This window comes from Azorhizobium oxalatiphilum (genome assembly GCF_014635325.1).
Taxonomy (GTDB): domain Bacteria; phylum Pseudomonadota; class Alphaproteobacteria; order Rhizobiales; family Xanthobacteraceae; genus Azorhizobium; species Azorhizobium oxalatiphilum.
The window spans coordinates 235671-262560 of the sequence record NZ_BMCT01000006.1; the positions used below are offsets into that span (position 1 = coordinate 235671).

General features: G+C 67.9%; 21 protein-coding genes and 1 pseudogene. 9 read left to right on the forward strand and 13 right to left on the reverse strand.

The window, feature by feature from the left end:
- Window positions 1–392: 392 nt before the first annotated feature.
- Together mutS and IEW24_RS29165 are read left to right on the forward strand one after the other, a co-directional pair.
- A pseudogene (gene mutS / locus IEW24_RS19780) lies at window positions 393–2978 on the forward strand (DNA mismatch repair protein MutS); the annotation flags it as partial.
- Window positions 2967–3071, forward strand: coding sequence for a hypothetical protein (locus tag IEW24_RS29165; RefSeq protein ID WP_507762633.1), 105 nt, complete (start codon window positions 2967–2969; stop codon window positions 3069–3071). The pseudogene mutS and the gene IEW24_RS29165, both read left to right, overlap by 12 nt.
- 205 nt (window positions 3072–3276) lie before the next feature.
- On the opposite strand, the gene purH is transcribed toward IEW24_RS29165, so the two are convergent.
- Window positions 3277–4866, reverse strand: coding sequence for a bifunctional phosphoribosylaminoimidazolecarboxamide formyltransferase/IMP cyclohydrolase (gene purH, locus IEW24_RS19785; protein WP_188581857.1), 1590 nt, complete (start codon window positions 4864–4866; stop codon window positions 3277–3279).
- Window positions 4867–5134: 268 nt separating this feature from the next.
- On the opposite strand from purH, the gene IEW24_RS19790 reads away from it, so the two are divergent.
- Window positions 5135–5572 carry a hypothetical protein gene (locus IEW24_RS19790; protein WP_188581859.1) on the forward strand — a complete coding sequence of 146 codons (438 nt, stop codon included), beginning with the start codon at window positions 5135–5137 and terminating at the stop codon, window positions 5570–5572.
- Between the two features lie 84 nt (window positions 5573–5656).
- Here the strand turns inward: IEW24_RS19790 and IEW24_RS19795 are convergent, their stop codons facing one another.
- The 3 genes from IEW24_RS19795 to IEW24_RS19805 all read right to left on the reverse strand — a co-directional run bounded on the left by IEW24_RS19795 (window position 5657) and on the right by IEW24_RS19805 (window position 8842).
- Complete coding sequence (locus IEW24_RS19795; RefSeq protein ID WP_188581860.1) at window positions 5657–6130, reverse strand: hypothetical protein; 474 nt, start codon at window positions 6128–6130, stop codon at window positions 5657–5659.
- A 180-nt stretch (window positions 6131–6310) separates the two neighbouring features.
- Window positions 6311–7276, reverse strand: coding sequence for a glycosyltransferase (locus IEW24_RS19800; RefSeq protein WP_188581862.1), 966 nt, complete (start codon window positions 7274–7276; stop codon window positions 6311–6313).
- 21 nt (window positions 7277–7297) lie between these two features.
- Window positions 7298–8842: a glycosyltransferase family protein gene (locus IEW24_RS19805; protein ID WP_188581864.1), complete on the reverse strand. Its 1545-nt coding sequence runs from the start codon at window positions 8840–8842 to the stop codon at window positions 7298–7300.
- A 249-nt stretch (window positions 8843–9091) separates the two neighbouring features.
- Here IEW24_RS19805 and IEW24_RS19810 point away from each other — a divergent pair, with 249 nt between their 5' ends.
- Both IEW24_RS19810 and IEW24_RS19815 read left to right on the forward strand, forming a co-directional pair.
- Entirely contained in the window at window positions 9092–9757 is a 666-nt protein-coding gene (locus IEW24_RS19810) for a hypothetical protein (RefSeq protein ID WP_188581866.1), read from the forward strand.
- A 52-nt stretch (window positions 9758–9809) separates the two neighbouring features.
- On the forward strand, window positions 9810–11309 hold the full coding sequence (locus IEW24_RS19815; RefSeq protein ID WP_188581868.1) for a hypothetical protein: 1500 nt from the start codon (window positions 9810–9812) through the stop codon (window positions 11307–11309).
- A gap of 67 nt (window positions 11310–11376) precedes the next feature.
- Here IEW24_RS19815 and IEW24_RS19820 read toward each other — a convergent pair whose 3' ends face one another.
- Entirely contained in the window at window positions 11377–11718 is a 342-nt protein-coding gene (locus IEW24_RS19820; protein ID WP_188581871.1) for a hypothetical protein, read from the reverse strand.
- Window positions 11719–11981: 263 nt separating this feature from the next.
- Here IEW24_RS19820 and IEW24_RS19825 point away from each other — a divergent pair, with 263 nt between their 5' ends.
- Window positions 11982–13199 carry an MFS transporter gene (locus IEW24_RS19825; protein ID WP_188581873.1) on the forward strand — a complete coding sequence of 406 codons (1218 nt, stop codon included), beginning with the start codon at window positions 11982–11984 and terminating at the stop codon, window positions 13197–13199.
- 15 nt (window positions 13200–13214) lie between these two features.
- Here IEW24_RS19825 and IEW24_RS19830 read toward each other — a convergent pair whose 3' ends face one another.
- The 4 genes from IEW24_RS19830 to IEW24_RS19845 form a co-directional block, all read right to left on the reverse strand.
- Window positions 13215–13901: a P-loop NTPase family protein gene (locus IEW24_RS19830; RefSeq protein WP_188581875.1), complete on the reverse strand. Its 687-nt coding sequence runs from the start codon at window positions 13899–13901 to the stop codon at window positions 13215–13217.
- Between the two features lie 149 nt (window positions 13902–14050).
- Window positions 14051–16228, reverse strand: a complete 2178-nt coding sequence (locus tag IEW24_RS19835) for an SLBB domain-containing protein (protein ID WP_188581877.1) — start codon at window positions 16226–16228, stop codon at window positions 14051–14053.
- 2 nt (window positions 16229–16230) lie between these two features.
- On the reverse strand, window positions 16231–16605 hold the full coding sequence (locus tag IEW24_RS19840; protein ID WP_188581879.1) for a hypothetical protein: 375 nt from the start codon (window positions 16603–16605) through the stop codon (window positions 16231–16233).
- Complete coding sequence (locus IEW24_RS19845; RefSeq protein ID WP_188581881.1) at window positions 16602–16880, reverse strand: STAS domain-containing protein; 279 nt, start codon at window positions 16878–16880, stop codon at window positions 16602–16604. The genes IEW24_RS19840 and IEW24_RS19845 overlap by 4 nt, the downstream gene beginning before the upstream one ends.
- Before the next feature lie 193 nt (window positions 16881–17073).
- Between IEW24_RS19845 and IEW24_RS19850 the strand changes: the two genes are divergently transcribed.
- Together IEW24_RS19850 and IEW24_RS19855 are read left to right on the forward strand one after the other, a co-directional pair.
- Complete coding sequence (locus IEW24_RS19850; RefSeq protein ID WP_280514987.1) at window positions 17074–18156, forward strand: glycosyltransferase; 1083 nt, start codon at window positions 17074–17076, stop codon at window positions 18154–18156.
- Window positions 18153–20003, forward strand: a complete 1851-nt coding sequence (locus tag IEW24_RS19855) for a sugar transferase (RefSeq protein WP_188581885.1) — start codon at window positions 18153–18155, stop codon at window positions 20001–20003. Before IEW24_RS19850 ends, IEW24_RS19855 begins: the two co-directional genes overlap by 4 nt.
- A 123-nt stretch (window positions 20004–20126) precedes the next feature.
- On the opposite strand, the gene guaD is transcribed toward IEW24_RS19855, so the two are convergent.
- Both guaD and IEW24_RS19865 read right to left on the reverse strand, forming a co-directional pair.
- Window positions 20127–21500 (reverse strand): guanine deaminase, encoded by a 1374-nt coding sequence (gene guaD, locus IEW24_RS19860; RefSeq protein WP_188581887.1) that lies wholly within the window; start codon window positions 21498–21500, stop codon window positions 20127–20129.
- Complete coding sequence (locus IEW24_RS19865) at window positions 21497–22795, reverse strand: NCS2 family permease (protein ID WP_188581888.1); 1299 nt, start codon at window positions 22793–22795, stop codon at window positions 21497–21499. Before IEW24_RS19865 ends, guaD begins: the two co-directional genes overlap by 4 nt.
- A 208-nt stretch (window positions 22796–23003) precedes the next feature.
- On the opposite strand from IEW24_RS19865, the gene IEW24_RS19870 reads away from it, so the two are divergent.
- On the forward strand, window positions 23004–23270 hold the full coding sequence (locus IEW24_RS19870) for a hypothetical protein (protein WP_244644555.1): 267 nt from the start codon (window positions 23004–23006) through the stop codon (window positions 23268–23270).
- On the opposite strand, the gene IEW24_RS19875 is transcribed toward IEW24_RS19870, so the two are convergent.
- The gene (locus IEW24_RS19875; protein ID WP_188582122.1) at window positions 23258–25993 is read right to left on the reverse strand and encodes a molybdopterin-dependent oxidoreductase; all 2736 of its coding nucleotides are present in this window, start codon (window positions 25991–25993) and stop codon (window positions 23258–23260) included. The genes IEW24_RS19870 and IEW24_RS19875 overlap by 13 nt on opposite strands.
- 2 nt (window positions 25994–25995) lie before the next feature.
- Entirely contained in the window at window positions 25996–26820 is an 825-nt protein-coding gene (locus IEW24_RS19880) for an FAD binding domain-containing protein (RefSeq protein WP_188581892.1), read from the reverse strand.
- Window positions 26821–26890 lie beyond the last annotated feature (70 nt).

A 26890-nucleotide genomic window follows, 5' to 3' on the forward strand; every position in this document is an offset into this window, starting at 1 on the left:
GGGGGCGCGTTACGCAAAAGGGGTGAGCGGTCCCGGAAAGCCGGGGCCGTAAGACACCTTCCTCCGTCGGCGCCGACCTAACCGATTTCACCCTCTCCCGCTTGCGGGGGAGGGCAGGGAGGGGGCCGGAGCGCAGCTCCGGAAACCCTCGCCGCCGGGCGCCTCTCCCGCGAGGGAAGAGCCGCCACCTTCCGTATCCTCGCCGCCCGCCGGCCTTCAGTCTTGGCACCGATTTGGCACCCATGATGGACGACACCGCATTGCCCGCCCGCGCCGACGCCGACGTGGAAGATCTCTCCCCGGCCGAGGACGCAGGCGCCAAGACCGCCAGCGCCAAGACCGCCGGCACGGACAAATCCAGCGCCGACAAGGACAATCGCGTCTCGCCCATGATGGCGCAGTATGTGGAGATCAAGGCCGCCAATCCGGGCAGCCTGCTGTTCTACCGCATGGGCGACTTCTACGAGCTGTTCTTCGAGGACGCCGAGATCGCCGCGCAGGCGCTGGGCATCGTGCTCACCAAGCGCGGGAAGCATCTGGGCGAGGACATCCCCATGTGCGGCGTGCCGCTGGTGCGCGCCGAGGAATATCTGCACAAGCTGATCGCGCTGGGCCATCGCGTCGCCGTCTGCGACCAGCTGGAAGACCCGGCCGAGGCCAAGAAGCGCGGCTCGAAAAGCGTGGTCCGCCGCGATGTCACCCGCCTCGTCACCCCCGGCACCATCACCGAGGATTCGCTGCTCGACGCCAAGCGCGAGAACGTGCTGCTGGCGGTCGCCCGCACCCGCGCCACCGGCGATGGCGCCTATGACTATGCGCTGGCCTTCACCGACGTCTCCACCGGCTCGTTCCGGGTGGTGGCGAGCGACCACGAGATGCTGGCGGCGGACCTTGCCCGCATCGACGCCGCCGAAATCCTGATCTCCGATGCCGTCTATGACGACGAGGAGATGCGCGACTTCTGGCGCGATCTGGAAACCCCCGTCACCCCGCTGCCCAAGCAGAGCTTTGATGGTCCGCAGGCGGAAAAGCGCCTCGCCGGTTTCTTCGGCGTCGCGACCGCAGATGCCTTCGGCAGCTTCTCACGGGCCGAGCTGATCGCCGCCGCCGCCATCGTCGCTTACATCGAGCGCACCCAGCTCGGCGCCCGCCCGGCCCTTGCTCCGCCCCAGCGCGAGGCGGACGGCGGCTCGATGCTGATCGACGCCGGCACGCGGGTGAATCTGGAACTCATCCGCACCACCTCCGGCGAGCGGCGCGGCTCTTTGCTCGCCGCCGTGGATCGCACCGTCACCGCCGCCGGTGCGCGCCTGCTCTCCCGCCGCCTGTCCGAGCCGCTCACCGACATCGCCGCCATCCGCGCCCGGCATGATGCGGTGGGCTTCCTGGTGGAGGAGACCGAGCTGCGCGATGGCTTGCGCAAGCGCCTCGCTGCCGCCCCTGATCTGGCCCGCGCCCTCTCCCGCCTCTCGCTCCAGCGCGGCTCCCCGCGTGATCTGGGGGCCATTGCGGCCGGCCTGAAGGAAGGTCTAGCCATCTCCTCGCTGTTCGGCGTCGAGCCGCCCCGTGATCTGGCCCGCTGCGCCCGCCGCCTCGCCGCCGTGGAGCCGTGGCTGGCCGAGGAGCTGACCGCCGCACTGGCCGACGACCTCCCGCACAACCGCCGCGACGGCGGCTTCGTGCGGCAGGGCTACGACCTCGACCTCGATTCCACCCGCTCGCTGCGTGACGAGAGCCGCCGCGTGGTGGCGGCGCTGGAGCAGCGCTATATCGAGGAGACCGGGGTCCGGTCTCTGAAGATCAAGCACAACGGCGTGCTGGGCTATTTCGTGGAAGTGACGGCGCAGAATGCCGATCGCCTGCGTGAAGAGCCGTTCAACGCCACCTTCGTGCACCGCCAGACCATGGCGGGCGCGGTGCGCTTCACCTCCGTGGAGCTGGGCGAGCTGGAAAGCCGCATCGCCAGTGCCGGCGAGCGCGCGCTGGCGCTGGAACAGGCCATCTTCGACAAGCTGGCGGCCGCCGTGGTCGCCGCCTCCGGCCCCATCCGCGACGCCGCCGAGGCGCTGGCCGAGCTGGACGTGCTCTCCGGCCTCGCCCGCCTTGCGGTGGATGAGCGCTACGTGCGCCCGGAGATGACCGAGGGCGTGGACTTCGCCATTTCCGGCGGCCGCCATCCGGTGGTGGAGCAGGCGCTGGCGCGCGGCTCCGGCGGCCCGTTCGTCGCCAATGACTGCGATCTCTCCGCCCCGGAGAGCATGAAGGACGCCCGCATCTGGCTGGTGACGGGTCCGAACATGGCCGGTAAGTCCACCTTCCTGCGGCAGAACGCGCTGATCGCCGTGCTGGCGCAGGCGGGCGGCTTCGTGCCGGTCACGTCCGCGAAGCTCGGCATCGTCGACCGTCTGTTCTCCCGCGTGGGTGCGGCGGACGATCTGGCGCGCGGGCGCTCCACCTTCATGGTGGAGATGGTGGAAACCGCCGCCATCCTCAATCAGGCCACCCCGAAGTCGCTGGTGATCCTCGACGAGATCGGGCGCGGCACCTCCACCTTCGACGGCATGTCCATCGCGTGGGCGAGCCTCGAGCATCTGCACGAGATGAACCGCTGCCGGGCGCTGTTCGCCACCCATTTCCACGAGCTGACCGCGCTGACCCAGCGCTGCAACCGCCTCGCCAACGCCACCGTGAAGGTGACGGAATGGCAGGGCGACGTGGTGTTCCTGCACGAGGTGGTGCCGGGGGCTGCGGATCGCTCCTACGGCATTCAGGTGGCCAAGCTCGCCGGCCTGCCCAAGGCGGTGATCGCGCGCGCCAAGGCGGTGCTGGCGGAGCTGGAGGCGGCCGAGCGGGTGTCGCCGGCGCAGCGTCTGCTGGACGAACTGCCGCTGTTCGCGGCGGCGGCGCGGCCGGTGTCGTCGGGCAGTGCGGTGTCGGCGGAGCCCCTGCCGCCCGAGCCGGCACTGATGGAGCTGGAAGCGCTCGATCCGGACAGCCTCACCCCGAGGGCGGCGCTCGATGCGCTCTATCGCCTGAAGGCGCTGCTGGCGGAGTCCAAGGGCGAGTATTGAGGCGAAGCGGAGGGGGGGGGGGCGCAGGTCGAAGCGCGCTTGTCCCTCCCGCACCCTCTCCCCGCAGGTGGGAGAGAGCTTTTTGGGCAGGCATGAGCGAGCCGCCCGCATTCATTGCAACAGGTCCCCTCTCCCGCTTGCGGGGGAGGGATAGGGAGGGGGCACTGGCGGGCCGGTTAAGCCCGGATTGTGCCCCCCCAAACCCTCAGTGCTTGAAGTGGCGCACGCCGGTGAAGACCATGGCGAGGCCAGCCGCATCCGCAGCGGCGATCACCTCGGCATCGCGCATGGAGCCGCCCGGCTGGATCACCGCCGTGGCGCCCGCCTCCACCGCCGCCAGCAGGCCGTCGGCGAAGGGGAAGAAGGCGTCGGAGGCCACCACGGAGCCCTTGGTCAGCGGCTCGGCGAGGCCGGCGGCTTCCGCCGCATCAATGGCCTTGCGGGCGGCGATGCGGGCCGAATCCACGCGGCTCATCTGGCCGGCGCCGATGCCCACCGTCGCGCCGTTCTTGGCGTAGATGATGGTGTTGGACTTCACATGCTTCGCCACCCGGAAGGCGAAGCGCAGGTCCGCCAGCTCCTGATCGGTGGGGGCACGCTTGGTGACGACCTTCAGCTCCAGATCGTCCACGCTGGCATTGTCGCGGGTCTGCACCAGCAGCCCGCCGGCCACCGTGCGGACATTGAGGCCGGGAGCGCGCACGTTCGGCAAGGCGCCAGTGAGCAGCAGGCGCAGGTTCTTCTTGGCGCCGATCATGGCGATCGCCTCCTCGGTGGCGTCGGGGGCGACGATCACCTCGGTGAAGATCTCGGTCATCAGGCGGGCCGCGTCCGCATCCAGCGTCTGGTTGACGGCGATGATGCCGCCGAAGGCCGAGACGGGATCACAGGCCAGTGCCTTGGTATAGGCCTCGGCGAGGGATGAGCCTTCCGCCACGCCGCAGGGGTTGGCGTGCTTGACGATCACGACAGCCGGGGTGCGGGCGGGATGGAACTCGGCCACCGCCTCGAAGGCGGCGTCGGTGTCGTTGATGTTGTTGAAGGAGAGCTGCTTGCCCTGCACCTGACGGGCGGTGGCGACGCCGGGGCGGCTCTCGTCGGAGGCGTAGAAGGCTGCCTTCTGGTGCGGGTTCTCGCCATAGCGCAGGCTCTCGATGAGCTTGCCGCCGACCGCGCGGAACAGCGGGGCCTCGGCCTCCACCTGACCGGCGAACCAGTTGGAGATGGCCGCATCATAGGCGGCGGTGCGGGCATAGGCGGTCTGGGCAAGGCGCTTGCGCAGCTTCAGGGTCGTGCCGCCATGGGCCGCCACCTCGGCGAGGATGGCGTCATAGTCGGAAACGTCCACCACCACGGCCACGTCATTGTGGTTCTTGGCGGCGCCACGGATCAGGGCCGGGCCGCCGATGTCGATATTCTCGATCACGTCGTCGAACTCGGCACCGCGGGCGACGGTCGCCTCGAACGGATAGAGGTTCACCACCACGAGGTCGATGGGGGCGATGGCATGCTCGGCCATGGAGGCCTGATGGCCGGCATCGGCGCGGATGGCGAGAATGCCGCCATGCACGTTGGGATGCAGGGTCTTCACCCGGCCGTCCATCATCTCGGGGAAGCCCGTGAGGTCGGAGACGTCCTTCACCGGCAGGCCGGCATCGGCCAGCGCCTTGCGGGTGCCGCCGGTGGAGACCAGTTCCACGCCGCCTTTGGCCAGCGCGGTGGCGAAGGCGACCAGCCCGGTCTTGTCGGAGACCGACAGCAGGGCGCGAGTGATGGGACGGACGTCGGCGGACATGGGGCACTCCGGAAACGGGGGATTTTGCCCGCTCGCCTATCACGGGCGGGCCATGCCGTCATCCGTCGCGCGGCGAGAGCCGGCCCTGCGTGGGGAACAGGGCGGCGCAGCCCGCGGGCCTGCCGCCGCGCGGACATATCTGAAAACGATATTATTATTGACGAGACAACCAATGATTGTAACTTGAGCTGGACCAGATGCAGAGGCGTGCGGGCGCCTGCCGCGCCCGATCCAATGGGGCATCTGGATAGCCGAAGGAGAGTCGACGATGGCTTTTTCCGAGGATGCTCTCACGTCCCTCAGCAGCGCCCTTTCGAAAAAGGGGATCGCGCTGGACAAGGACCATCTGCTTGCCGTCAGCGCGCTGGCGGAAAACCCCGAAGACCTCGGCCTCGAGATCGAACGCACGATCACGATCGACGTCAGGAATGGCCGCGGCCGCTTCGAGGGGACCTACCCCTCGCTCTTTGCCAGCGTCATGGGCACGCTCATCATCGAGAAGCCGGAGACGCCGGACATCTGGCATATCCATGCCAAGGATCATCATAACGACCGCGTCATCTACGATGGCCGTACCAGCTTCAAGGAAGAGGTCAATTTTGCCTACCGCTGCGGCATCCTGATCAAGGTCGATGTGGCGGCGGCAAACATTTCAAATCCGCATTTCAGCGGGCCGTTGCAGGCAAAAATCAAAATCAGACTCTAGAAAATGACGGCAGAAGCAGAAACGCGCCGGTGGGCTCTGGCCCGCCGGCGCGTTGTTCTTCATGCACCCATATGGCCGAGGCGGTTACTGCGCCTGCGTGGAAGGCTGCGCGGGCGCAGGGGCCGGGGTGGTGGTGGCCTGCGGCGCGGGCTCCGGGGCTGGGGCCGGACGGTTCGGGGTGGAGCCCGTCGTCGTCGGATCGGCCTTGGACTCGGTGCTGGTGGCGGACGCCGGGGTCGCCTGACCGGGCTTGGCCTGATCTGCCTTCGCCTGCGAGTTCACCCGCTGCTGCGATTTGCTGGTGGTCTTGCGGCTTTTGTGGGTGCCGGTGTTCTGGGGAATGCCGAGCACGCCCTTCACACCGCCGGCCACGCCACCGGCGACACCGCCAACCACGCCACCGACACCGGCGCCCACGGGGCCGGCCACGTTATTTCCGGTCGCCGCGCCCTGCTGGGCACCGCGCACCACGCCCTGTGCCGATACCGGGGCGGCGGCCAGTGACAGGCCCACGAGGGCGATCACGATCGCGGAAGACTTTTTCGCCTTGGATTTCATGTCTGATCTCCTCTCCTTGGCGACTCAACCGGAACAGCGAAGCTCGGTTCCCAGGAAGAGGCCAAAAGGCGCACCGGCGTATCATTTCGGGACAGGACTACCGGGGAAAGCGAACAGCACCGGAACAGACCCGGCCCGAATCGGATGGCCGGGGATGTGCGGGGTTCGTTCCCCCTGCCTTCAGCCGAAACGGGCGGCGACCGCATCCACCATGCGCTGGGCCAGTTCCTTTTCGCCGCCCTGCACAATGGCATAGGCGAGGCCCTTCTCTGCGGTGCGGGTGCGCAGGGCATCGTCGGTCCAGGCGCGCCGGATGACGGCGGCGAGCGCGGCCGGGTCTTCCGGCGGCGCGGTCAGCACCTCGTCGGTGAAGATGTCCGACATGCCCGGCCCCTCGGAGCCGATCACGCATTTGCCGAGCCGCATGGCGTTGAGCGCGGTGGAGATGCCGGAGGCGACGATGGAGGATTTCAGCACCGGGATCACCACCAGCTTCGCCCGCGCCAGCATGCGCACCTGCGCCATCTGGCTGCCGTCGTCATCCAGCTGGGCGACATTGCGCGGCAACTGGTCCAGCGTCCGGGTGAAGCGGGCGCCGTGGGCCTGAAGGTCGGCCGGGTTCACGCGGGCGATGGCACCGGGCAGGTCAAGCTGTTCCATGGCGGCGAAGAAGGTGTCGAAGTCGCGTAGCGAGCGGCCGAAGCAGAGCACATAGTCCTCCGCCGTCTCGGCGGCGGCGACCTCAGCGGCGTTGATGTTCACCTTGAACGGCACGAAGGCGCAGCGCTCGGGGGGAATGCCGAACACCTCGGTGAGACCCCGCACATCGCTGAACAGGTTGAGATAGAGGTCCGCCCGCGAGATCAGCGCCCGCTTGAAGGGGTGCAGCAGCTTCGCCTTGGAGGTGGTGGGCCGGCGCAGCACGATGTCGGAGACCACCAGCGGCCGCCGCGCGGGCGGCCAGAGATTGGCGAGCGCCATGCCCATGGTCAGCTCGGGATCGCAATTGACGAGGCAGACGCTGTCCTTCGGCTCGGCGGCGGCGCGCATCTCCGCCGCCGTGCGGGCCAGCACCCGCACGCCGCTCTTGCCGTCGCTGGCCCGCCAGTGCTCGGGAACGGCGGGCCAGTTGGTGACGATGCGCATGGGTCGCTCCCCGCTTCCGGCCTATCTGCCCTTCGCCTCGTCCAGCCATTCCGGCAAGCTGGCCTTCAGCGGCGGGGCCGCATCGGGCACGCAGGTGCCGGGCCGCTTCCACAGGCAGGCGGGGCCACGCGTGCCGTTGGCATAGCAGGCCACCTTTGAATAGTCGGTGCCCGTAAAGTCCTCCATGGGCTCGCCCGGAAGCTCGGTGGTGGTGAGGATGAAGTTGAAGGCCTGGCTGCGCGCCTTGAACTCGGGATCGGCGGCAGTGATGCCGTAGAGGCCCTTGTCCGGGTTGAGATAGGCATTGCCGCCCGAGAGCCACCACGATGACCCCGGCGCGATGGCGAGGCCGCAGGCGGCGGGATCGGCATTCACCGCACGGGTGGCGAGGATGGTGCCGCGCCCGAGCGCGAAGGTGGCGGCGAAATAGCCGAAACCGCCCAGCAGCGCCGAGGTGATGGCCACGAACACGAGCCCACCCGCCGCGATGCGCCAGCGCGGCACCGTGTTCTCCCACAGCCGCAGCGCCAGCCACGTGCCGCCGATGCCCGCCAGCACCAAGACGAAGGGCTCGCCGGGATAGAGATAGCGCGGATGCTTGAAGGCGATGGTTTCCAGCACCGCCAGATTGAACACCGGGATGGCGAGCAGCAGCGGCAGGCGCCGGGCGGCGAGCAGTGCCGTGCCGGCGATCAGCACGAAGGCGCCGGACCAGTAGGCGAGGATCCAGCCGGGGTAGTGATACCAGGGCACGAAGCCGAAGCGGCCGTCCCCGGTCTCGCCGATGGCCACCGACTGGTACTTCACATATTTGATGATGGACTGGAACGGCATGCCCCAGGTCGCCCAGTCGAGCGCGCCGAGGAACAGCAGCGGCCAGATGCCGCCGAGCACGAAGGCGGCGTAGGCACGGATATTCAGGCGCGCCACCCAGAGGCCCACCAGCAGCACGATGGGACCGAGCTGGATGCGGAAGGCGAGCGCCGCCGCCATGACGAAACCGGCGAGCACGAGGCGGCGGAAGCTGGTGGCCGGGCCGTCCGGATAGGCCAGATAGACGCCGGGTACGAGCAGGAAGGTGGCGATGGTGTCCTGCAGCGGCTGACCGGCGTAATAGACGGTCTCGAACCAGTAGGCGGCAAGTGCGCCGCAGATCACCGCGCCCACCGAGCCGGCGGCCCGCCAGCCCCACAGGAAGGCGGGCGGGATGACCAGCAACGAGACGAGGCTGCACATGGCGGCGGCGCCGAAGATCTGAGCCTGCGCGAGGCCGCCCAGGGCGCGTGCGGCTTCCATGCCGGGCAGGATCAGGCCGGGCACCAGCCATGGCCGGGCGCCGGAGACGAACTCCCACGGCAAAAGGCCGCGCCCGTACATGAGGCGGTGGGCCTGCTCCAGATACTGGAAGGTGGTGTCCGCATAACTCATGTTCGGGAACAGCTGGAACACCACCAGCTTCACCGCATAGGACGAGATCAGCAGCAGGATCAGCATCAGCCACATGCTGCCGGGCAATGGCGCCCGCTGCTCGCTGGTCGCCGTTGCTTGCGTGTGCCCCGTACTCATGCCGCCGTCCCCGAATAGTCCTTCGGATGAGAGGAGACGCATCTTATTCATCCGGCGCAACCCCAAAGACGTAAAAGAGAAAGACAGCACACGGAGAGGTGTGGGGGGTGGTCGCAAATTGACCGCGTTTGGGCGAGAGTGGCTGGAGGACGAGCGGACGTGAAGAGGGCGCGTGACATGGCGACAGATGAGGCCGCCGGCCACGGAAGCGTTGCCAGCCTTGGGATTGGATCGGGTCGGAGGCAGCCATTGGCGGGCCTGCGCAAACCGTCTGCGATGGTCCGGCTGATTCGCCTGGCCCCCATGGCGTTGCTGCTCGCCGGCTGCACCACCACCGCGTCGCAGGATCCCACCGCCATGATCCCCGCCAACATCCAGGCGACGGTGATGGCCGAGGACCATCTCCAGCAGGCGCGCGCGGAAGCCAATGCGGGCGATCCCAATGCGCGCTCCGCCAGCGTGCAGGAAATTCTGGCCCGCGCCCGTGCGAGCGAAGGCACGTCCAGCGGCGAAGGTGGAGCAGGTGCGCCAGCGGGTGCCGGAGGCGGGACGAGTGTGAGCGGCGGCAGGACAGCTTCGGCATCTGCGGCCACCCAGCCTGCGGCGCAGCCGCGCCGGGCGAATTCCGGCCGCGAGTTCGACCTCATGTTCGAGGGCAGCGACGATCAGCTGACCGCGAAGGAACAGGCCCAGTTCGCCAAATCGTGGGCGGCCGGAAAGGTGCCCGCTAAGGCTCAGGTAATGATAACCGCAGGTCCTGCCTCCACCACATCAGCTTTTGATCAGGCCGTGGTGGCAAACCGTCGGCTGCGCAATGTAAGATCGCTGCTACCGGCGGATGTGGAGGCGAAACAGCTCTACGACCCCGAGATGCCGCCCGATATGGTGCGGATTGTGGTTGGGGCCGCGAACTGACGCCCTTAGTTTTGACCGACTGACGCAGCATCGCCTGCACGGATTGACGATCATGTTCGAGACCACGTCCGATACCTTCGCCTACGTCGTGCAAGTGGCATGGCGGCGTCGGTTCCTCGCCGTCATCCCGATCCTGCTGCTGCCGCCGCTGGCGCTGGTGGCCGCGAGCCTGGCGCCCGCGCGCTACGAGGCGCGCATGACCCTGCTGGTGCAGGAGCCGGCCAAGCTCAACCCGATCCTGAACGACATCGCCGTCAATCCGAACATCAAGGAGCGCATGTCCGCGCTCATCGCACTCGCCCATTCGGAAGTGGTGCTGGGCAAGGTGCTGGAAGACCTGAAGCGCGTGACCCCCGAGACCTCTCCGAAGGCGCGCGAGGAAATGGTCCGCGCGATCTCCGAGGCGGTCAGCATCCAACTGGTGGGCAGCGACATCATCGAGATGCGCATCCGCAGCCTCGATCCCACGTCCCCGGCCCAGACCCTGCAGGCTCTGTCCCGCCGCTTCATCGAGCGCCTCGTTTCGCCCGAGCGCACCGCCGTGCAGGACAGCGAGCGCTTCCTGAGGGAGCAGATGGGCGAACGTCGCAAGGCGCTGGACGAAGCCGAGCGCGCCAATCTCGACTTCAAGACCGCCAATGCGGACAAGCTGCCGGCACTCTACAACACCACGGTGCAGCGCCTCGCCACGCTGGAGCAGCAGCTCGAGACCAAGCAGATGGAACTCTCCATCGCCGGCGCCACCATGGACGAACTGCGCAAGCGTCTCGCCACCACCAACCCGCTGGTGGGCCGCATCGAGGAGCAGATCGTTTCCGCCTCCAGCGAACTGGCCAGCCTGCGCGCCCGCTACACCGACGAGCATAGCCTCGTGCAGGCGGCCGAATGGCATCTCCAGCGTCTGGAGCAGGAGCGCCAGCACCTGCTCAGCGAGAGCCATGCCATCGGCTCCACCGATCTGGACCGGCTGTGGAACATGGCTTCCGGTCTCGGCGGCACTTCCAGCACGGCGCCGGCCGGTGCCAATACCCAGACCCGCGACAATGACCGCACCGCAACCCCGCTGCTGGTGTCCCAGCTCCAGCGCCTGCAGGAGCAGCAGTCCAAGCGCGTCGGCCTCGAAAACGAGGTGGAGCAGCTGAAGAAGACCATCGCCTCGCTCCAGCGCGACATCGCCGAGTTCGGCCCCATCGAGCAGCAGCAGCAGCAGCTGGAGCGCGCGGTGACTTTCGCCCGTGAGAATTACGAGTCGCTGGCCAAGCGTTACGAGATGGCCCGTGTCACCGGCGCGCTGGGCACCTTCGAGGCGCCCGAGCGCGTGAAGGTTCTGGAAGCCCCGTCCGATCCGGCTTCCAAGGTCACGCCGGGCTACTTCCTCTATCTGCTGGCGGGCCTGTTCGCCGGCTGCGCGGTCGGCGGTGCGCTGGCGGCGGCGAGCGAGCTGCTCGACACCCGCCTGCGTCGTCCCTCGGACTTCGCCCGCGTGCTCGGGGTGCCGGTCATCGCCCGCATCCCCCGCATCGAGGCGCCGAACCGCATGAAGGCGGCCTAGCGCCCCATCCCTGCGTCCGAACAGAAAAAGGCCCCGCCGGCATCCGGCGGGGCCTTTTGCTTTGGATTCAACCCTGGCCAATGCCGAGGGGCGTGAGCACCAGATAGATCAGGGCCAGCGGGACAGCGATGGCGAACAAGACGCTGCCGAGCACCACCAGCGCCAGTTGGCGCGTGCCCAGCCCGAAGCCCCAGCGGCCACCGATGAGGCCCACGGTCAGGATGAAGAGCAGGCCGTTGACGATGGGATTGTCGATCTCCAGCAGCGTGGAGATGCCGAGCTGGAGGGCCATGGCAAGGGCCGCTGTGAGCGCGCCCTTCCAGATGGGCGCGCCGGACAGCCAGGCGGCGAGCGCCGAACCCGCGACCGCGCCTGTCATCGCGGCGATCAGCACGGAGATTTCGAGCATGCGCGCTCCTGATGCCATTTCGGGACCGCCAGCATGCCGGTCCCGCAGGGTTGTCGCCATCGGGCTGCTGCAACCGGAGAGCCTGGGGAACGGAACGCGTACCTGAGCCCCTGCCCGATTCGGACGGCATCTGATCCGGTCCTGTTCCGCGCCGGGCAAGGCGATGTCCCGAAAGGGGACAAAAGTCCGCGCGTGCATGGCACGGCCAAGCTGATAAGAAGCGCCGCCCACTGGCCGCTCATCGACGGACGCACAGGACGCTCATGCCCTCCCCTTCGCCCGCCAGTCTCGATACCCGCCGGACCGCCGCCCGCATCCCCGGCACCGTGTGGGTGCTCGGCGTTGTGAGCCTGCTGATGGATGTCTCCTCGGAGATGATCCAGACCTTGCTGCCCTTCTATCTGGTGGGCACGCTCGGCGCGTCCGCCGCCATGGTCGGCTTCATCGAGGGCCTGTCGGTTGCCATTGCCGCCACCACAAAACTGTTCTCCGGCGTCATCGCGGACTGGACCGGCCGCCGCAAGCCGCTGGCCGTGCTCGGCTATGGCCTCGGCGCAGTGTCGAAGCTCATCTTTCCGCTCGCGGCTTCCGTGGGCTGGATCGTCGCCGCCAAGGCCATCGATCGCGTGGGCAAGGGGATAAGGGGCACGCCCCGTGACGCGCTCATCGCCGATGTCACCCCGCCGGAGCTACGCGGCGCCAGCTTCGGGCTGCGCAAGTCGCTGGACACTGTGGGCGGCTTTGTCGGCCCGCTGGCCGCCATCGGCCTCATGCTGTTGTTCGCCAGCGACGTGCTTGCGGTCTATTGGGTCGCGGTGGTGCCGGCGATGCTCGCGGTGGCCCTGCTCGCCTTCGGCGTGCGCGAACCGGAGGTCGGCCGCCCGCAGGAACGGAAGGAACGTCCCCGTCTGGCTGACGCGATGCTGCTGAACCGGGCGGTGTGGCTCGCCATCGGCATCGCCTGCCTGCTGACGGCGGCCCGCTTCAGCGAGGCGTTCCTGCTGCTGAAGGCGCAGGACGCGGGCTTCGCCGTCGCCTGGGTGCCGATCACCATGGTGGTGATGCACGCCGTCTATGGTCTCACCGCCTATCCGGTGGGGCGCCTGTCCGATGCCATCGGGCGCAGCGGCCTGCTGTTCGTCAGCCTCGTCCTGCTGGTGCTGGCTTATGGCGCGCTGGCGTTCGCCGGCTCTATCGCCACGTTCCTTGCCGGCATCATTCTATGGGGGCTGCACATGGGCTTCTCGCAGGGCCTGCTGGCGACGCTCATCGCCGATGCGGCGCCGAAGGCTCTGCGCGGCACCGCCTTCGGTGTCTTCAACCTGCTGACCGGCGTGGTGGTGCTGGCTGGCAATGTGGCTGCCGGCCTGATCTGGGATGCCCATGGTGCGACGGCCACCTTCCTGACCGGGGCCGGCGTGACCGTGTGCGCCATGGCGGCTCTGGCGCTGATACGCCTTACCGCCCGTCCGTCCGCCTGACCTGCGTCGGGGGGCTCAGAGCTTGGTGTTCAGGAGGCGGCTGTTGCGCACCGCATTGATGATGCGCTCCACCAGTCCCGGCGCCACGTTGGAGAAACGCTCGGCCTCGTCGGCGATCTCCTCGCCGGGGGTCGGGTTGAAGCGGTCGTTCACCACGATGCCCTGCAACGGCGCATTGGCCTGACGCAGGGCGGTGGCGGCGCGGTTCAGCGAGCCCTTGGTCACGCGGCCGGCAAGGCAAACGATGATCACGCTCTCGCAGGCCGAGGCGATGGCAGTGACAGGAATGGCCACGCGCTCGCGCGGTTCCACGGGCGCCAGATCGAGCACGATGGCGTCATAGGTGCGCAGCAGGCCGTCCAGCATGTTGCGGATGGCGGAGGCGTTGCGGAAGGCGAAGCTCATCTCCGGCGTCGGCGCCGCCGTCAGGCGGTCGAAACCGCGGGCGTCGGTGATGACGTGGTCGGCGAGATCGGGATCCTCGGGCCCCCAGGTGGTGGCCTGCGCCGGTACGGCGGCGGTGGGATCGGCGAGACCCACCAGCAATGTGCGGCTCTGACGCTGGGAGCGCTCGGCGAGCGCCCCGGCCATGGTGGAGACGCCGCTGTCGCTGAGCACGCCGGTCACACCGACCACCCGGGCGCCTTGCCCGAACGTGGCCAGAAAGACCGTCTCAACTTCGCGAAGACCTCTGCCCCACATGTTCTCTCTCCAGCCGCGGCGCGCGCGGGCGCGCGCCCCTGACTTCCTCGACGTCACAATGGAGGTTGCCGCTATGAAAGCAACCCTCGCTGGTGCCGGCCTTGCGGCCGATCCGCGCGCAGATATTACGCTGCGCGCGGGCTTTGGGATCAGCTGCCGCCCAGGAAGGCGATCAGCGAGACGATGGGCAGGATGTTCTGGACCCCGTCCATGAAGATCTTCCAGCCGCTCTGGGCCGTTGTCGGCACATAGACCGTGTCGCCCTGCTGCACCACCGGGAGTTCCCGAATGTCGCCGGTCTTGGCGAACTGGATCAGGTCGAAGATCCGGGCCTGTTCGCGGCAGCAGCCGAGATTCACCACCACGATCTTCTGCTGATAGGCCTCGTTGGTTGGGCCACCGGCCTCGGCGAGGAGGTCGAGCAGGGTCATGTTGTTGTCGAACCGGTAGCGGCCGGGCTTGGCGACGGCGCCGAGAACACGAACCGTGGTCTCCTTGCTGTCGTCGAACCAGTCCTTGTTGGTCCGGTCGGGCACGAAGATCACGTCACCGGTCCGCACCCTGGGCAGCAGCTTCTCGTCGCCGGTGGCAAAATACTGGGCGAGGTTGAGCTGCGTCACCTTGGAACCGGGCAGGCCACGGTGCGAGATGCGCACGTTGCGCAGGTCCGCGGTGCTGGTCGGGCCGTTGGCGGCGGTCAGGATGTCCAGGAACGTCATGTTCTTGTTGAAGGCATAACGACCGGGGATCTGCACCTGGCCCATGATGTAGATGACGTCTTCCTTCGCCATCTGCACCCACTTCGCCTTGTTGTCGATGGGCGAGTCCGGCAGCGAGGGCATGCGGATGACGTAGCCGGCGCGGATCTTCGGAAGCTGCGCGAGCGGCCCACCCTTGGCGAGGAAGTCCTGCAGGTCGAAGACCAGCGGTTTGGCGGTGTCGTTCTCCGACCGCATGATCTGGAGGTGGGCGATGTCGGCGCGCTGATTGGGGCCACCGGCCTCACCCAGCATGTCGAGCAGGCTCATCTCGTCCGACCATTCGTAGCGGCCGGGCTTGTTCATCTCGCCGATCACCTGCACGGCGCGGGTGGGCGGGATCTTCAGCCAGGACGGACGGTCCGGGGACTCGGTCTTCTCCGGCACGTAGATGGCATCGCCCGGCAGGATCGGGGGCAGATACGGAGACTTGCCCTCGGTGTAGTTCACCAGGTCGAAGGGCTGCGAGGTGCCGTCCGACTTGAGGATGCGGATCTGGCGGGTGTCGGCATAGCGGGTGGGGCCGCCGGCATTGGCCAGGATCTCGATGAACTTGGCATCCGGCGGGGATTCGAGGCCGCCGGGGCGGTTCACCTCGCCGATCACATAGACCGTGCGCACCGAGCGGCGGATCTCTTCTTCCTGCTTGGGCACGAAGATGGTGGCGCCCGGCCGCAGCGGCGGCAGCAGCTTGTCGTCGCCGGTGTCGAGATAGCGGCGCAGGTTGAACACCACCGGATCGTTGTTGCCGTTGATGATCCGCACCTGCTCGATGGAGGCATAGCGGGTGACGCCGCCGGCCCGCATGATCATGTCGACGGCGGAGAGATTGTCCTTGTAGCCGAAGGAGCCGGGGCGGTTCACTTCGCCGAACACCTTCACCGCGCTGGCGGCGTCCGAGGCGTCGCCCTGCTCGGCCAGCGTGCGGCCGTCGAAGTTGATCTGCACGTTGCCGGTGGAGGGCGAGGACGGCACGAAGATGACGTCCAGCGGCTGTAGCTGAGGGATCAGGCTGGCATCGCCGGTGTCGAGGTATTTCTTGTAGTCGAACACCGTGGTCTGGGTGCCGCGACGCAGTTGCAGCTTGTCCAGCTGGGCGCCCTGCAGCAGGCCGCCGGCGGCCGTGATGGCCTGCTGGATGCCCGCATCGATGGGCAGGTTCACCTCACTGGGGGTCGCCACATAACCGAGCACAGTGACCAGCAGCCGCTGCTCCTTGAGCGCCACCTGCAGGCGGCCGAGATCGCGATACACGCGCGACAGCGCCGTGCGGATGACCTGCGAGGCTTCCACCACGGTGCGGCCGGCCACTTCCACGTCGCCCACTTCCGGCAGCGTCACGCGTCCGGAACGGTCGATGAGGAAGTCCTTGTTGAAGGCTGCTTCGCCCGGCAGCACGATGCTGAGCACGTCACCCACCCGCAGGCGCTGGTTGGTGACGTTGGGTGCGGGCTGCTGGGCGGCGGCCAGCACCGGGAACAACAGCATCATCGCCGCGCAGAAGGCGGCGAGGAGCTGGAGCGGAGATGGCAGCCGGCGCGGAGAGGTCGGTGCGGCGAGGGCGTCCATTGTCACCGGCTCCCCATGTTGACGGTGCGGCGCGGAAGCTGCCGCTCGATGGCGGCGAACTTCTGCTTGAGGTGAGCGATGTCGATTTCGGCGTCTTCGCCGAAGGCGCCTTCCGACTGGCGGCGGATCTTGATCAGCAGCTTTTCGGCGTCGTCCGTGTCCGCCGCGGCATAATAGCGGGCGTTGCGGGCGATCAGCACGATGAGCTGGTCGGAGAGTTGGTCGATGCGCACGTCCGTGGAGGGCCGCCGCTCGGCGAGGCCTCCGGTGCCGTTGGGCGGCCATTGCGTGTAGGTGCTCGCATCGCAGCCGGCCAGAGCCAGTGCGGCGGCGAGAAGCAGGAACGGCATCGCCCGGCGGGGCAGGCGAGAGATCATGGCGTACCCCCGTCGATCAAATCGGACAGCCGCAGATGGGTCAGCAGCTGGAGGACTTGCCCTTGGGCTCCTGACAGACGGAGCTTGAAGCCATTCACGCGCAGGCGCTTGTAGAGGAAGACGATCCCACCGACGCCGGATGAATCCATGAAATCCACTTCGGACAGGTCCAGGACGACGTCCTGTGAACTGCTTCCGAGATTTTCGAACATGGTCTTCAGGTCGGCCATGGACGCTGCGTCCATGTCCCCCGGGATCTTGACCACTTTCGGCATGGAAGCCTCGCATGAATGGCCCAAAACGGGCGCAGCCGCACGGTTTGGGGCTCCCACCGGGAGGCGAGGCGCGAAACAACCATGGGGCGAATCGCGTTGTGTCGGGTAGAAGCCTTAACCATCGCCAGATCAGCGGATTTACCTTAATAACCGGTAAAGCGTAGGCTTCGTGGTGGGTGAAACGGGGTTCAGGGTGGCAGTTTTGCCGAACGGCATCGTACAGATCGTCCAACGTCTGACCCCAGGCGGGCTTGAGGTCTTGGCTATAGACCTGTCGAGCCGCCTCGGCGGCGACAATGCCATCTTCAGCCTCGAGATGAGCGAGGCTGAGATGGCCGAGCGCTGGCCATGGCTCGCCACGCAGCCTTTGAACCTTGTCGGCTTTTCAAAGAAATCCGGGATCGAGCCCACCCTGATCCTTCGGCTGGCGAAGCAGCTGAAGGCGTGGGCGCCCTATGCGGTACTGACCCATCACATCGGCCCCATGTTCTACGGCTGCATCGCTGCCCGCCTCGCCGGCGTGCCGGTTATCGCCCATGTGGAACATGACGTCTGGCACTATGGCGAGCGCAACGATCGTCGCATCGCCCGGCTGATGGACACCTTCGTGCATCCGCACGTGGTCGCCGTATCCGATACGGTGGCAGAGGCCATGCGCAAGCTGATGCCGAGCTCGCAGGTGTCTGTGATCCGCAATGCGGTGGATACCGAACGCTTCTCCCCCTCCGACCGGACAGCGGCCCGTGCGCGCCTTGGCCTGCCGCAGGACGCGCGGATCGTCGGTGCGGCCGGGCGGCTGGAGGACGTGAAGGGGCAGGACGTCCTGCTTGAGGCCATGGCGCAGGTGCCGGACGCACTGCTGGTGCTGGCCGGCGACGGCTCCAAGCGCGGCGCGCTGGAAGCCCAGGCGGCCCGGCTCGGGCTGGCCGATCGCGTCATCTTCCTCGGTTATCGCAGCGACATGGAGACGGTGTACCCCGCCTTCGATCTGGCGGTGCTGCCGTCGCGCAACGAGGGCCTGCCGCTGTCGGTGCTGGAAGCGCAAGCCTGCGACATTCCCATGGTGGCGACCGACGTGGGCTCGGTGCGCGAGGGGCTGGCGCCGGGGGCGAGCCGGCTGGTGCCGTCGCTCGATCCCGCGGCCATGGCTGCGGCCATCACCGACCTTCTGGCCCATCCCCCCGGCACGCGTCCGCGCGCCTTCGTCACCGAACACTTTTCCTGGGAGCGGATGGTGACGGCCTATCGGCGTCTGCTCACGCCGCCTGTGTCATGATCCTGCTGCAGACCCTGTTCTGGCTGAGCCTGCTCGGCATCGCCTATCACCATGCGGTGTTCCCGGTGCTGTTGCAGGTGCTCGCCCGCCGCAAGGGGCCACGCCCGCCGCCCGGCCGCCTGCCGGAGGCGCTGCTGCCGCGCATCACGCTGGTGATCCCGGCCTATCAGGAGGCCGCTTTCATCGCCGAGAAGGTCAAGGACTGCGCCCGGCTCGACTATCCCCGGCATCTGCTGAAGGTGATCGTCGCCTGCGACGGCTGCACCGACGGCACGGCAGAGCAGGCCCGCGCGGCATTGGCGGCGCCGGAGTGCGCTGGCCTTGATTGCGAGGTGCGGGACTATCAGCCCAATCGCGGCAAGGTGGCGGTGCTGAACGAGGTGATCGCCGGCCTGCCGCCGGGCATCGTCGGGTTGACCGACGTGTCGGCGAGCCTTTCGGCCGACTGCCTGCGCCGCGCCGCCGCCCATTTCGACCGCGGCCATGGGGGCGCGGTCGGACAGGTGGGCGTGGTGGCGGCCACCTACGCCCTGCGCAAGGCGGGCAGCGACGGCGAGGCCGGCTACTGGCGCTACCAGACCGCCATCAAGGCCGATGAGGCCGCGCTCGCCGCTCCCGTGGGCGTGCATGGCGCCTTCTATCTGTTCCGCCGCGAACTGTGGGAACCGCTCCCCACCGACACCATCAATGACGACGTCATTCTGCCCATGCGTATCGTCGCCAACGGGGCAGAGGCGGTCTATGACCGCGAGATGGTGGCGACCGAGGAGGAGCATACCGAGCGCGGACAGGAGTTCCGCCGCCGGGTACGCATCGCCTCGGGCAACGTGCAGCAGGCGATCCGGCTCTGGAAACTGGGCGATCCGCGCCGGCCAGGGCTCGCCTTCGTGTTCCTGTCGGGCAAGGCGCTGCGGGCATTCGCCCCGATCCTGCTGGTGGTGATGCTCCTCTCCAACCTGCTGCTGGCCTTTTCCGGCAGGGGCTTCTACGTCCTGCTTCTGATGGGGCAGGTGGTCTTCTATGCGGTGGCTCTCTTCTCGATCGCGAATCCAGCTTCGCAACTGCCACGGGTGATACGCTTTGCGGGTTACTTCGTAGAAGGCCATGCGGCTGGGCTGGTGGGCGCAATGCGCCAGCTCTCCGGCCGCGATAAAGGGCGATGGAGCCGGGCGAACGTGAGTACGAAAAGCATGTCGCTGACAGCGGATGTGGATGACGACTACGTGCACCCCATGGTGCGGGTCGGCAAGCGGGCGTTCGACATCGTTGTGGGGCTCGTCGCCTTCCTGGTGCTGGCGATCGCCTTCATTCCGGTGGCCATCGGCATCCGGCTGACCTCCAAGGGGCCGATCTTCTACAAGCAGATCCGTGTCGGCCTCTCCACGGCCACCCGCACGGACCTGTTCTATCTGTACAAGTTCCGCACGATGCGTGTGGATGCGGAGGCTGGCACCGGGCCGGTCTGGGCGACGGCCAATGATCCGCGCATCACCCCCATCGGCCGCTTCATGCGCAAGACTCGCATCGACGAGCTGCCGCAGGCCATCAACGTGCTGCGCGGCGACATGTCCATCGTCGGCCCGCGCCCGGAACGCCCCGCCTTCCTCCAGAAGCTGGAGAAGGAGATCCCCTTCTATGTGGAGCGCACCCATGGCCTGCGCCCCGGCATCACCGGCCTTGCGCAGGTGAACCAGGGCTACGACGGCTCCATTGAGGACGTGCGCTCGAAGGTCGGCTACGACCACGCCTATGCCATGCGCCTGCTGGACCCGTGGGACTGGTTCAAGACCGACGTCTGGATCATCTTCCGCACGGTGTCGGTGATGGTGCTGGGCAAGGGGCAGTAGGGGCGCCATAGCCCTCCCTCCCCCTTCGGGCCGCCACCGGTGCGACATCCCTCGCGGCAAGCGGTCCGACGCATACGTTCCGCAACCTGCTCAACCGGGGCTCGGCGGCCTGAGGCGGTCCCGTCACGCTTCCGCGGCGGCGCGGAAGGGATTTCCCGCCCGCGACCGGTCATAGACACAGCGCCCGGCCACATAGGTGGCGGTGATCGCCCGGTCGTCGCCGAGCGTCATCAGCGCGAACAACTGGTCGGCGATGTCGTCCGAGCGCCCGGTGCGCAGGGCCAGCAGGTCGGTGGCCTTCAGGTCGAGCACGCAGACATCCGCGTCATAGCCCGGTGCCAATTGCCCCAGCCGGTGGTCGAGATGCAGGGCGTGGGCGCTGCCCAGCGTCGCCAGATAGAAGGCGCGCAGGGCATCGAGCTTGTGGCCGCTGAGGGCTGCCACCTTGTAGGCCCCGCCCATGGTGGCAAGCGGGGAAAAACTGGTGCCGGCGCCGATATCGGTGCCAAGGCCCACCCGTACCGGCCGGCGGGGTTCCATCGCCTCGAACAGGCGGAACAGGCCGGAGCCGAGGAACAGGTTCGAGGTCGGGCAATGGGCCAGCGCCGCGCCCGTCTCGTGGCAGGCGCAGAAATGGCGCTCCCTCAGATGCACCCCATGGCCGAACACGGCGCGGGGCCGCACCAGCCCGGCATGGGCATAGATGTCGAGATAGTCGGCGCGCTGCGGGAACAGGCCCTCGATCCAATCGACCTCGCGCAGGCTTTCCGCCAGATGGGTCTGGAGGAACAGGCCCTCATGCCGGTCGAGCAGATGGCCGGCGGCTTCCAATTGAGCCTCGGTGCAACTACCGGCAAAGCGGGGCGTGACCGCATAGAGCTGCCGGCCCTTGCCGTGCCAGCGGGCGATGAGGGCTTCGCTCTGGTCGATGCTCTCCGTCACGCTCTTGTCGAGAAGGGTCGGGGGCGCGTGGCGGTCCATGAGCACCTTGCCGGCGATCATCAGCGTGTCGAAGCGTGCGCTCTCCGCGAAGAAGGCCTCCACCGATTGCGGATGCACGGTGCAATAGACCATGGCCGTGGTGGTGCCGGCCTTCAGCAGTTCGCGCAGGAAAAGCTTCGCGATCCGCGCCGCATGGACGGGATCGGCGAACTTCTGTTCGGTCGGGAAGGTGGCTGTTTCCAGCCATTCCAGCAGGTCGCCGGCGAACGAGCCCACCATTTCCGTCTGCGGATAATGCACGTGCGTGTCAATGAAGCCGGCGCAGAGGATGGAGTCGGGAAACGCCCGAACCTCCATGCCCTCGGGCAGCGTCGGACGCAGACGGTCGTGCGGACCGAAGGCGGTGATGCGTCCGCTTTCCATCACCAGCAGAGCGTCGGGCTCATAGGTGAAGCACTCATCCGCCGGGGCGAGGAAGGGATTGCCCCGGAAGGAGATGGCGGCGGCGCGCAGGGCAACCGGGCGGGCTGTGTGCGGGCGCGGTGCCTCGCTCACCCGGCGGAGCCTTCATAGGCATATTTGAACAGGAAGATGGCGGCGATCAGCCAGACGATCCAGTTCACCTCCCGCGCCCGCCCAGTGCAGAGCTTGATGCCGGCATAGGAGATGAAGCCGAAGGCCACGCCATTGGCGATGGAATAGGTGAAGGGCATCATCAGCGCCGTGATGGCCGCCGGCACCACTTCGGTGATGTCGTCCCAATCCAGCTCGGTGAGGTCGCGCAGCATCAGGCAGGCGACGAAGAACAGGGCGGGCGCCGTGGCATAGGCCGGCACCGATCCGGCCAGCGGGGCGAAGAACAGGCAGCACAGGAACAGCACCGCAACCGTCACCGCCACAAGGCCGGTGCGCCCGCCCTCCTGCACGCCGGAGGCGCTTTCGAGATAGGCGGTGGAACTGGAGGTGCCGAGCATGGAGCCGGCGAGGATGGAGGTGCTATCCGCCAGCAGCGCCTTGTTGAGGCGCTCCATCTTGCCGTCCTTCACGAGGCCGGCGCGGCGGGCGACGCCCATGAGCGTGCCGGTGGCGTCGAACAGCTCCACCAGGAAGAAGACCAGCACCACGTTGAGGATGCCGGCATGGAGCGCGCCCGGAATGTCGAGGGCGAACAGCGTCGGCGAGATGGAGGGCGGCAGCGAGACGAGGCTGGTCAGCGCATTGCCGGCGAAGACGAAGCTCAGCGCCGTTACCACCAGAATGCCGATGAGCAGGGCGCCCTTGATGCGCAGCACCGAGAGCACGGCCACCGCGAAGAAGCCCAGCACCGAGAGCACCACCGTGGGCTGGTGCAGATTGCCCAGCGTGACGAAGGTTGCAGGGCTTGCGGCGATGATGCCGGCGCTCTTCAGCGAGATGATCGCCAGAAACAGGCCGATGCCCACCGTGATGGCGATGCGGATGGAGTGGGGGATGCCATTGACGATGGCATCCCGGATGCGCAGCACCGTCACAAGCACGAAGCAGACGCCGGAGATGAAAACCGCGCCCAGCGCAATCTGCCATGTGTAGCCCATGCCGATGACGACCACATAGGCGAAGTAGGCATTCAGCCCCATGCCGGGGGCGATGGCGATGGGATAGTTGGCATAGAGCCCCATGACGAGGCTGCCCAGCGCCGCGATGAGGCAGGTGGCCACGAATACCGAGCCATGGTCCATGCCCGCGTCGGCCAGGATCTTCGGATTGATGAAGATGATGTAGGCCATGGTGAGGAAAGTGGTGATCCCCGCCATGATCTCCGTACGCACGTTGGTGCCGTTTTCGCTTAGCTTGAACAGCCGCTCCAGCATCAGCCCAATCCTCGTCCAGCAAATCCCTTACGCCTTATACACCGGCGCGCGGCGGCGGAAGCGGCCGCCCGCCGCACTATCGAACGGCCATCCCCCATTCTGACGACTCGCGTCCTTCCCCTCCCGATGATACCGTCCCGTCAGCTGAGGGGGTGGGGCCGTGAAGCTATGGGTGGGGATAGGGGCTGCCCTTGTTGTGGCAGGCGTCTTGAGCACGCAATTTGTCTCGGTTTTCGTGGTCAAGCCGGCGGAGGCGACGGCCGGGGGCCGCACGCTGCTAATCGGCCGGCTGAAGACCATGAGCTTCATCGACAGCGCGGATGCCTGGTGTGACCGCCAGCTCGGCCAGGTGAACACACCCTGCCGGGGCATGGTGATGGGGCGCATCAGCAATCAGGCAACGGTGCTCGCCGATCTGCGTTACTCGGCGTCCCTCTACGACTTCAGCACCGGCGGAAAGACCTACGGCAAGTAGGACCGTTCCTTCTCGCCTCTTGCTGCGGTCAGTGCCTTGAACACCTTGTCGCGCGCAAACGGCGTGGCGGTGATACGCACGCCCGTGGCGTTACGAATGGCATTGCCCAGCGCTGCCGCCACCGGGTTGAACGGGCTCTCGCTCATGGACTTGGCGCCGAACGGGCCAAGCCGGTCATAGGTGTCGGCGAACAGCACCTCAGTCTTCGGCACATCGGCGAAAGCGGGGATGTGATAGTGGCGGAAAGCCGGGTTCACCACCGCGCCCGTCGCGTCGATCAGGATCTCCTCGTACAGCGCAGCGCCCAGCGCCTGCGCCACGCCGCCCTCCACCTGCCCGCGGCACTGCATGGGGTTCATCACCCGCCCCGCATCCGCCGCCTGCACGCTCTTCAGGATGCGGACCTCGCCGGTGTCCGTGTTCACCGCCACGGAGAAGCCGTGCACGTTGAAGGCCACCGAGCGCGGCGAGCCATGCGACCAGCCCTCAGTGGAAAGCTCTGTGCCCGCCGCCTCTGCCGCACCGGCGATCTCGGCCAGGGACAGCATGTGCCCGCCGGGCAGGGTGACGCTCTCTGCCATGAGCCGGCAGTCATCAGGCCGAACACCAGCCTCTCCCGCCGCAAGGGCGCGGATGGCGTCCGCCAGCTTTGTCGCCGCGTCGAGGCTTGCCCGGCCCGCCACCACGATGCCGGTGGAGCCATAGGCGCCGGTGTCGTGCTCCACGGCGTCGGTGTCGGAGGTGACGAGGCGGATGGCCTCGGGCCGTGTCCCCAGCGCCTCGGCCGCGATCTGGGCATGCACCGTGTGGCTGCCGTTGCCGAACTCCACCGTGCCCACTGCCAGCTCATAGGCGCCGTCAGGCAGGAGGCGCATGCGGGCATGGGCGTGGTGGCCGCGCGGGGGGATGGTGTCGATCATCGCCAGCGCCATGCCTTGCCCGGTCCGCCAGTGCGGCCCTTCGGGTGGCGGCTCGCCGGGTGCTACCAGCGCTGCTTTCACAAGGTCGAGGCACTGGTCGAGTCCGTAGGAGCCGTACTCCACGTCGTGAGGGTGCGGGCTCCAGGCGATCATGGGATCGCCCGGCACCACCACATTGCGGCGGCGGAGCGTGAAGGGATCGAGCCCGAGCTTCGAAGCCAGACCGTCCATGGCGGTCTCGATGGCGAAGATGGTCTGCGAGAGCCCATAGCCCCGGAAGGCGCCGGAGGGCAGCGTGTGGGTATAGACCGCCGCGCCCGTCACCTTCTTGTTCGGGCAGCGATAGACCTGCACCGACTCGTTGCAGCCGTGGAACAGCGTGCCGCTGCCATGATTGCCATAAGCCCCGGTGTTGGAGAGCACGTCCATCTCGAATGCGGTGAGCGTGCCGTCCGCCTTCGCCCCCAGCCGCACCTTGATGCGCATGGGGTGGCGGGTGGTGGAGACGGCGAACTGCTCTTCCCGCGTCAGCTCCAGTTGCACCGGCCGGCCGGTCTTCAGCACCGCCAGGGCGACGATGTCCTCCACCAGCATTTCCTGCTTGGCGCCGAAGCCGCCGCCCACCCGCCCGGTGAGCACGCGCACCTTCTCGCGCGGCAGGTCGAAGATGCGGGCGAGCGCATCGCGGGTGAGGAAGGGCACCTGCGTGGAAGCGCGCACCACCAGCCGCCCGGCCTCATCCAGCCAGCCGATGGCGCAATGGGTTTCCAGATGGGCGTGTTGGACGCGCTGGGAGGAGACGGTCTCCTCATGCACCACGTCCGCATCGGCAAAGCCGCCGGCCACGCTGCCCACCTCGCCGGAGAAGGCGACGAGGAGGTTGCAGGCGGGATCGGCGATCCGGCTCTCCGGCCCCTTGTCGCCATGGACGCGGGGGGCATCGGGCGTGCGCGCCGCCTCCGGATCCAGCACGGCGGGCAGCACCTCGTAATCGACCACGATCCGCCGGCAGCCCTCCTCGGCGGCGGCGGGCGTCTCGGCGATGACGGCGGCGATGCGCTGGCCCACATGGCGCACCACGGCGTCGAGCACGCGGGTGTCGTCCGCATCGTCGGTGGCGATCTCGTGCCGGGCGGAGGAATAGAGGGTTTCGGGCGCATCGTGATGGGTGAGCACGGCGATGACGCCGGGCACCGCCTGCGCAGCCATGGTGTCGATGGCGCGGATGCGGGCATGGGCGTGGGGGCCGCGCAGCAGCTTCATGTGGGTGAGGCCGGGCACGGCCACGTCCAGCGTGTAGCGCGCCTCCCCCGTCACCACCGCCCGACCAGCGGGAGCGCCGTGGCTGTGGCCGCAGGCACCGCCGTGTTCGGCGTGCGAAACCCCGGCCACGGCGTCCGCAATGGCGCGATAGCCGGTGCAACGGCACAGATTGCCCTTCAGCGCGGCGGGCAGATCCTGCCTCTGCGCCTGATTGAGCGCGGACACGGTGAGGATGGCCCCGGCGGTGCAGAAGCCGCACTGGAACCCCTGCGCATCCAGAAACGCCTGCTGCACCGGGTGCAGCGTGTCGCCGTCCGCCAGCCCCTCGATGGTGGTGATGCTCTTGCCCTCCGCGCGGAAGGCGGGGGTGATGCAGCTATGCACGGGGGTGCCGTCCACCAGCACGGTGCAGGCGCCGCAATCACCCACGTCGCAGCCGCGCTTCACGCCCAGCGCGCCCAACTCCCGCAGCAGAGTGCGCAGGCACTGGCCGGGGCGCGGATCGGCTTCCAGCACTGCGCCGTTGAGGGTCAGGCACAGGCTCATGGCGCGCTCTCCCCCAACAGTTCGCTGCGGATTTGCTGCGCAAAAAGACGGGTCAGATGGCGCCGCCACGCCGGGTCGCCATGGACGTCGTCATAATAGCCGTCGGGTGGGATCGCCTCTTCCAACACGGCATCCAGCGCCGCCGCATCCGGCATGCCGGTGAAGGCCAGATGCACCGGGCGCGGGGTGGCGGCGGTGATGGTGAGCGCGAAGCCGTCCTCCACCAGCGTGCCCACCAGCAGAGCGGCGTTGCGGCCGAGGTCGTTGAGCGCCATGCGCCGCAGCGCCCAGCGGCGGCCAAGGGCTTCCGTGGACAGAAAAATGCTGCGCAGCATTTCGCCCGGCGCCAGCACCGTCTGCTGCGGCCCGAGGATGAAATCCGCCGCCGCCACCTGCCGCTCCCCGCCCTCCGCAGGCCAGAGCGTCAGCGTGGCGTCGAGCGCCACCACCAGCGCCGCCATGGGGGCGGCGGGCAAGGCGGTGCAGAGGTTGCCGCCGATGGTCGCCGCGTTGCGCACCTTGAAGGCGCCATAGAGCGCGTGGCAGCAGGCGGTGATCAGGTCGCCCGCCTGCGCCCCTGCCGGCAGCGGCGCCTCTTCCAGTTGCGCCAGCGTGCAGGTGGCGGCGATCTCCAGCCCCTCGGGGGTGAGCGTCAGGGCCGGCCAGTCGAGGGACGCAAGGTCGATGAGGCGGGTGCGGTCCGGATCCGGTGCCGCGAACAGCACTGTGCCGCCGGCCAGAAACGCATCCCCCGCACGCCATGGCCCGATCTCCGCGCGGGAGCGGGGCCGATGCAGCGCGGTGATGGTGTTGAGATCCATGCCTCTCCCGACGAAACCCGACCGGGGCGAATCTGTCCCCCGGCCTCAGTCTCTAGCGTTTCCATTCCGC

What these genes read in the sequence shown, in the direction of transcription:
- IEW24_RS29165 (WP_507762633.1), top strand. Translation starts at nt 2,967, where the DNA reads ATGGAGCTGGAAGCGCTCGATCCGGACAGCCTCACCCCGAGGGCGGCG.
- purH (WP_188581857.1), bottom strand. Translation starts at nt 4,866, where the DNA reads ATGTCCGCCGACGTCCGTCCCATCACTCGCGCCCTGCTGTCGGTCTCC.
- IEW24_RS19790 (WP_188581859.1), top strand. Translation starts at nt 5,135, where the DNA reads ATGGCTTTTTCCGAGGATGCTCTCACGTCCCTCAGCAGCGCCCTTTCG.
- IEW24_RS19795 (WP_188581860.1), bottom strand. Translation starts at nt 6,130, where the DNA reads ATGAAATCCAAGGCGAAAAAGTCTTCCGCGATCGTGATCGCCCTCGTG.
- IEW24_RS19800 (WP_188581862.1), bottom strand. Translation starts at nt 7,276, where the DNA reads ATGCGCATCGTCACCAACTGGCCCGCCGTTCCCGAGCACTGGCGGGCC.
- IEW24_RS19805 (WP_188581864.1), bottom strand. Translation starts at nt 8,842, where the DNA reads ATGAGTACGGGGCACACGCAAGCAACGGCGACCAGCGAGCAGCGGGCG.
- IEW24_RS19815 (WP_188581868.1), top strand. Translation starts at nt 9,810, where the DNA reads ATGTTCGAGACCACGTCCGATACCTTCGCCTACGTCGTGCAAGTGGCA.
- IEW24_RS19820 (WP_188581871.1), bottom strand. Translation starts at nt 11,718, where the DNA reads ATGCTCGAAATCTCCGTGCTGATCGCCGCGATGACAGGCGCGGTCGCG.
- IEW24_RS19825 (WP_188581873.1), top strand. Translation starts at nt 11,982, where the DNA reads ATGCCCTCCCCTTCGCCCGCCAGTCTCGATACCCGCCGGACCGCCGCC.
- IEW24_RS19830 (WP_188581875.1), bottom strand. Translation starts at nt 13,901, where the DNA reads ATGTGGGGCAGAGGTCTTCGCGAAGTTGAGACGGTCTTTCTGGCCACG.
- IEW24_RS19835 (WP_188581877.1), bottom strand. Translation starts at nt 16,228, where the DNA reads ATGGACGCCCTCGCCGCACCGACCTCTCCGCGCCGGCTGCCATCTCCG.
- IEW24_RS19840 (WP_188581879.1), bottom strand. Translation starts at nt 16,605, where the DNA reads ATGATCTCTCGCCTGCCCCGCCGGGCGATGCCGTTCCTGCTTCTCGCC.
- IEW24_RS19845 (WP_188581881.1), bottom strand. Translation starts at nt 16,880, where the DNA reads ATGCCGAAAGTGGTCAAGATCCCGGGGGACATGGACGCAGCGTCCATG.
- IEW24_RS19855 (WP_188581885.1), top strand. Translation starts at nt 18,153, where the DNA reads ATGATCCTGCTGCAGACCCTGTTCTGGCTGAGCCTGCTCGGCATCGCC.
- IEW24_RS19865 (WP_188581888.1), bottom strand. Translation starts at nt 22,795, where the DNA reads ATGCTGGAGCGGCTGTTCAAGCTAAGCGAAAACGGCACCAACGTGCGT.
- IEW24_RS19880 (WP_188581892.1), bottom strand. Translation starts at nt 26,820, where the DNA reads ATGGATCTCAACACCATCACCGCGCTGCATCGGCCCCGCTCCCGCGCG.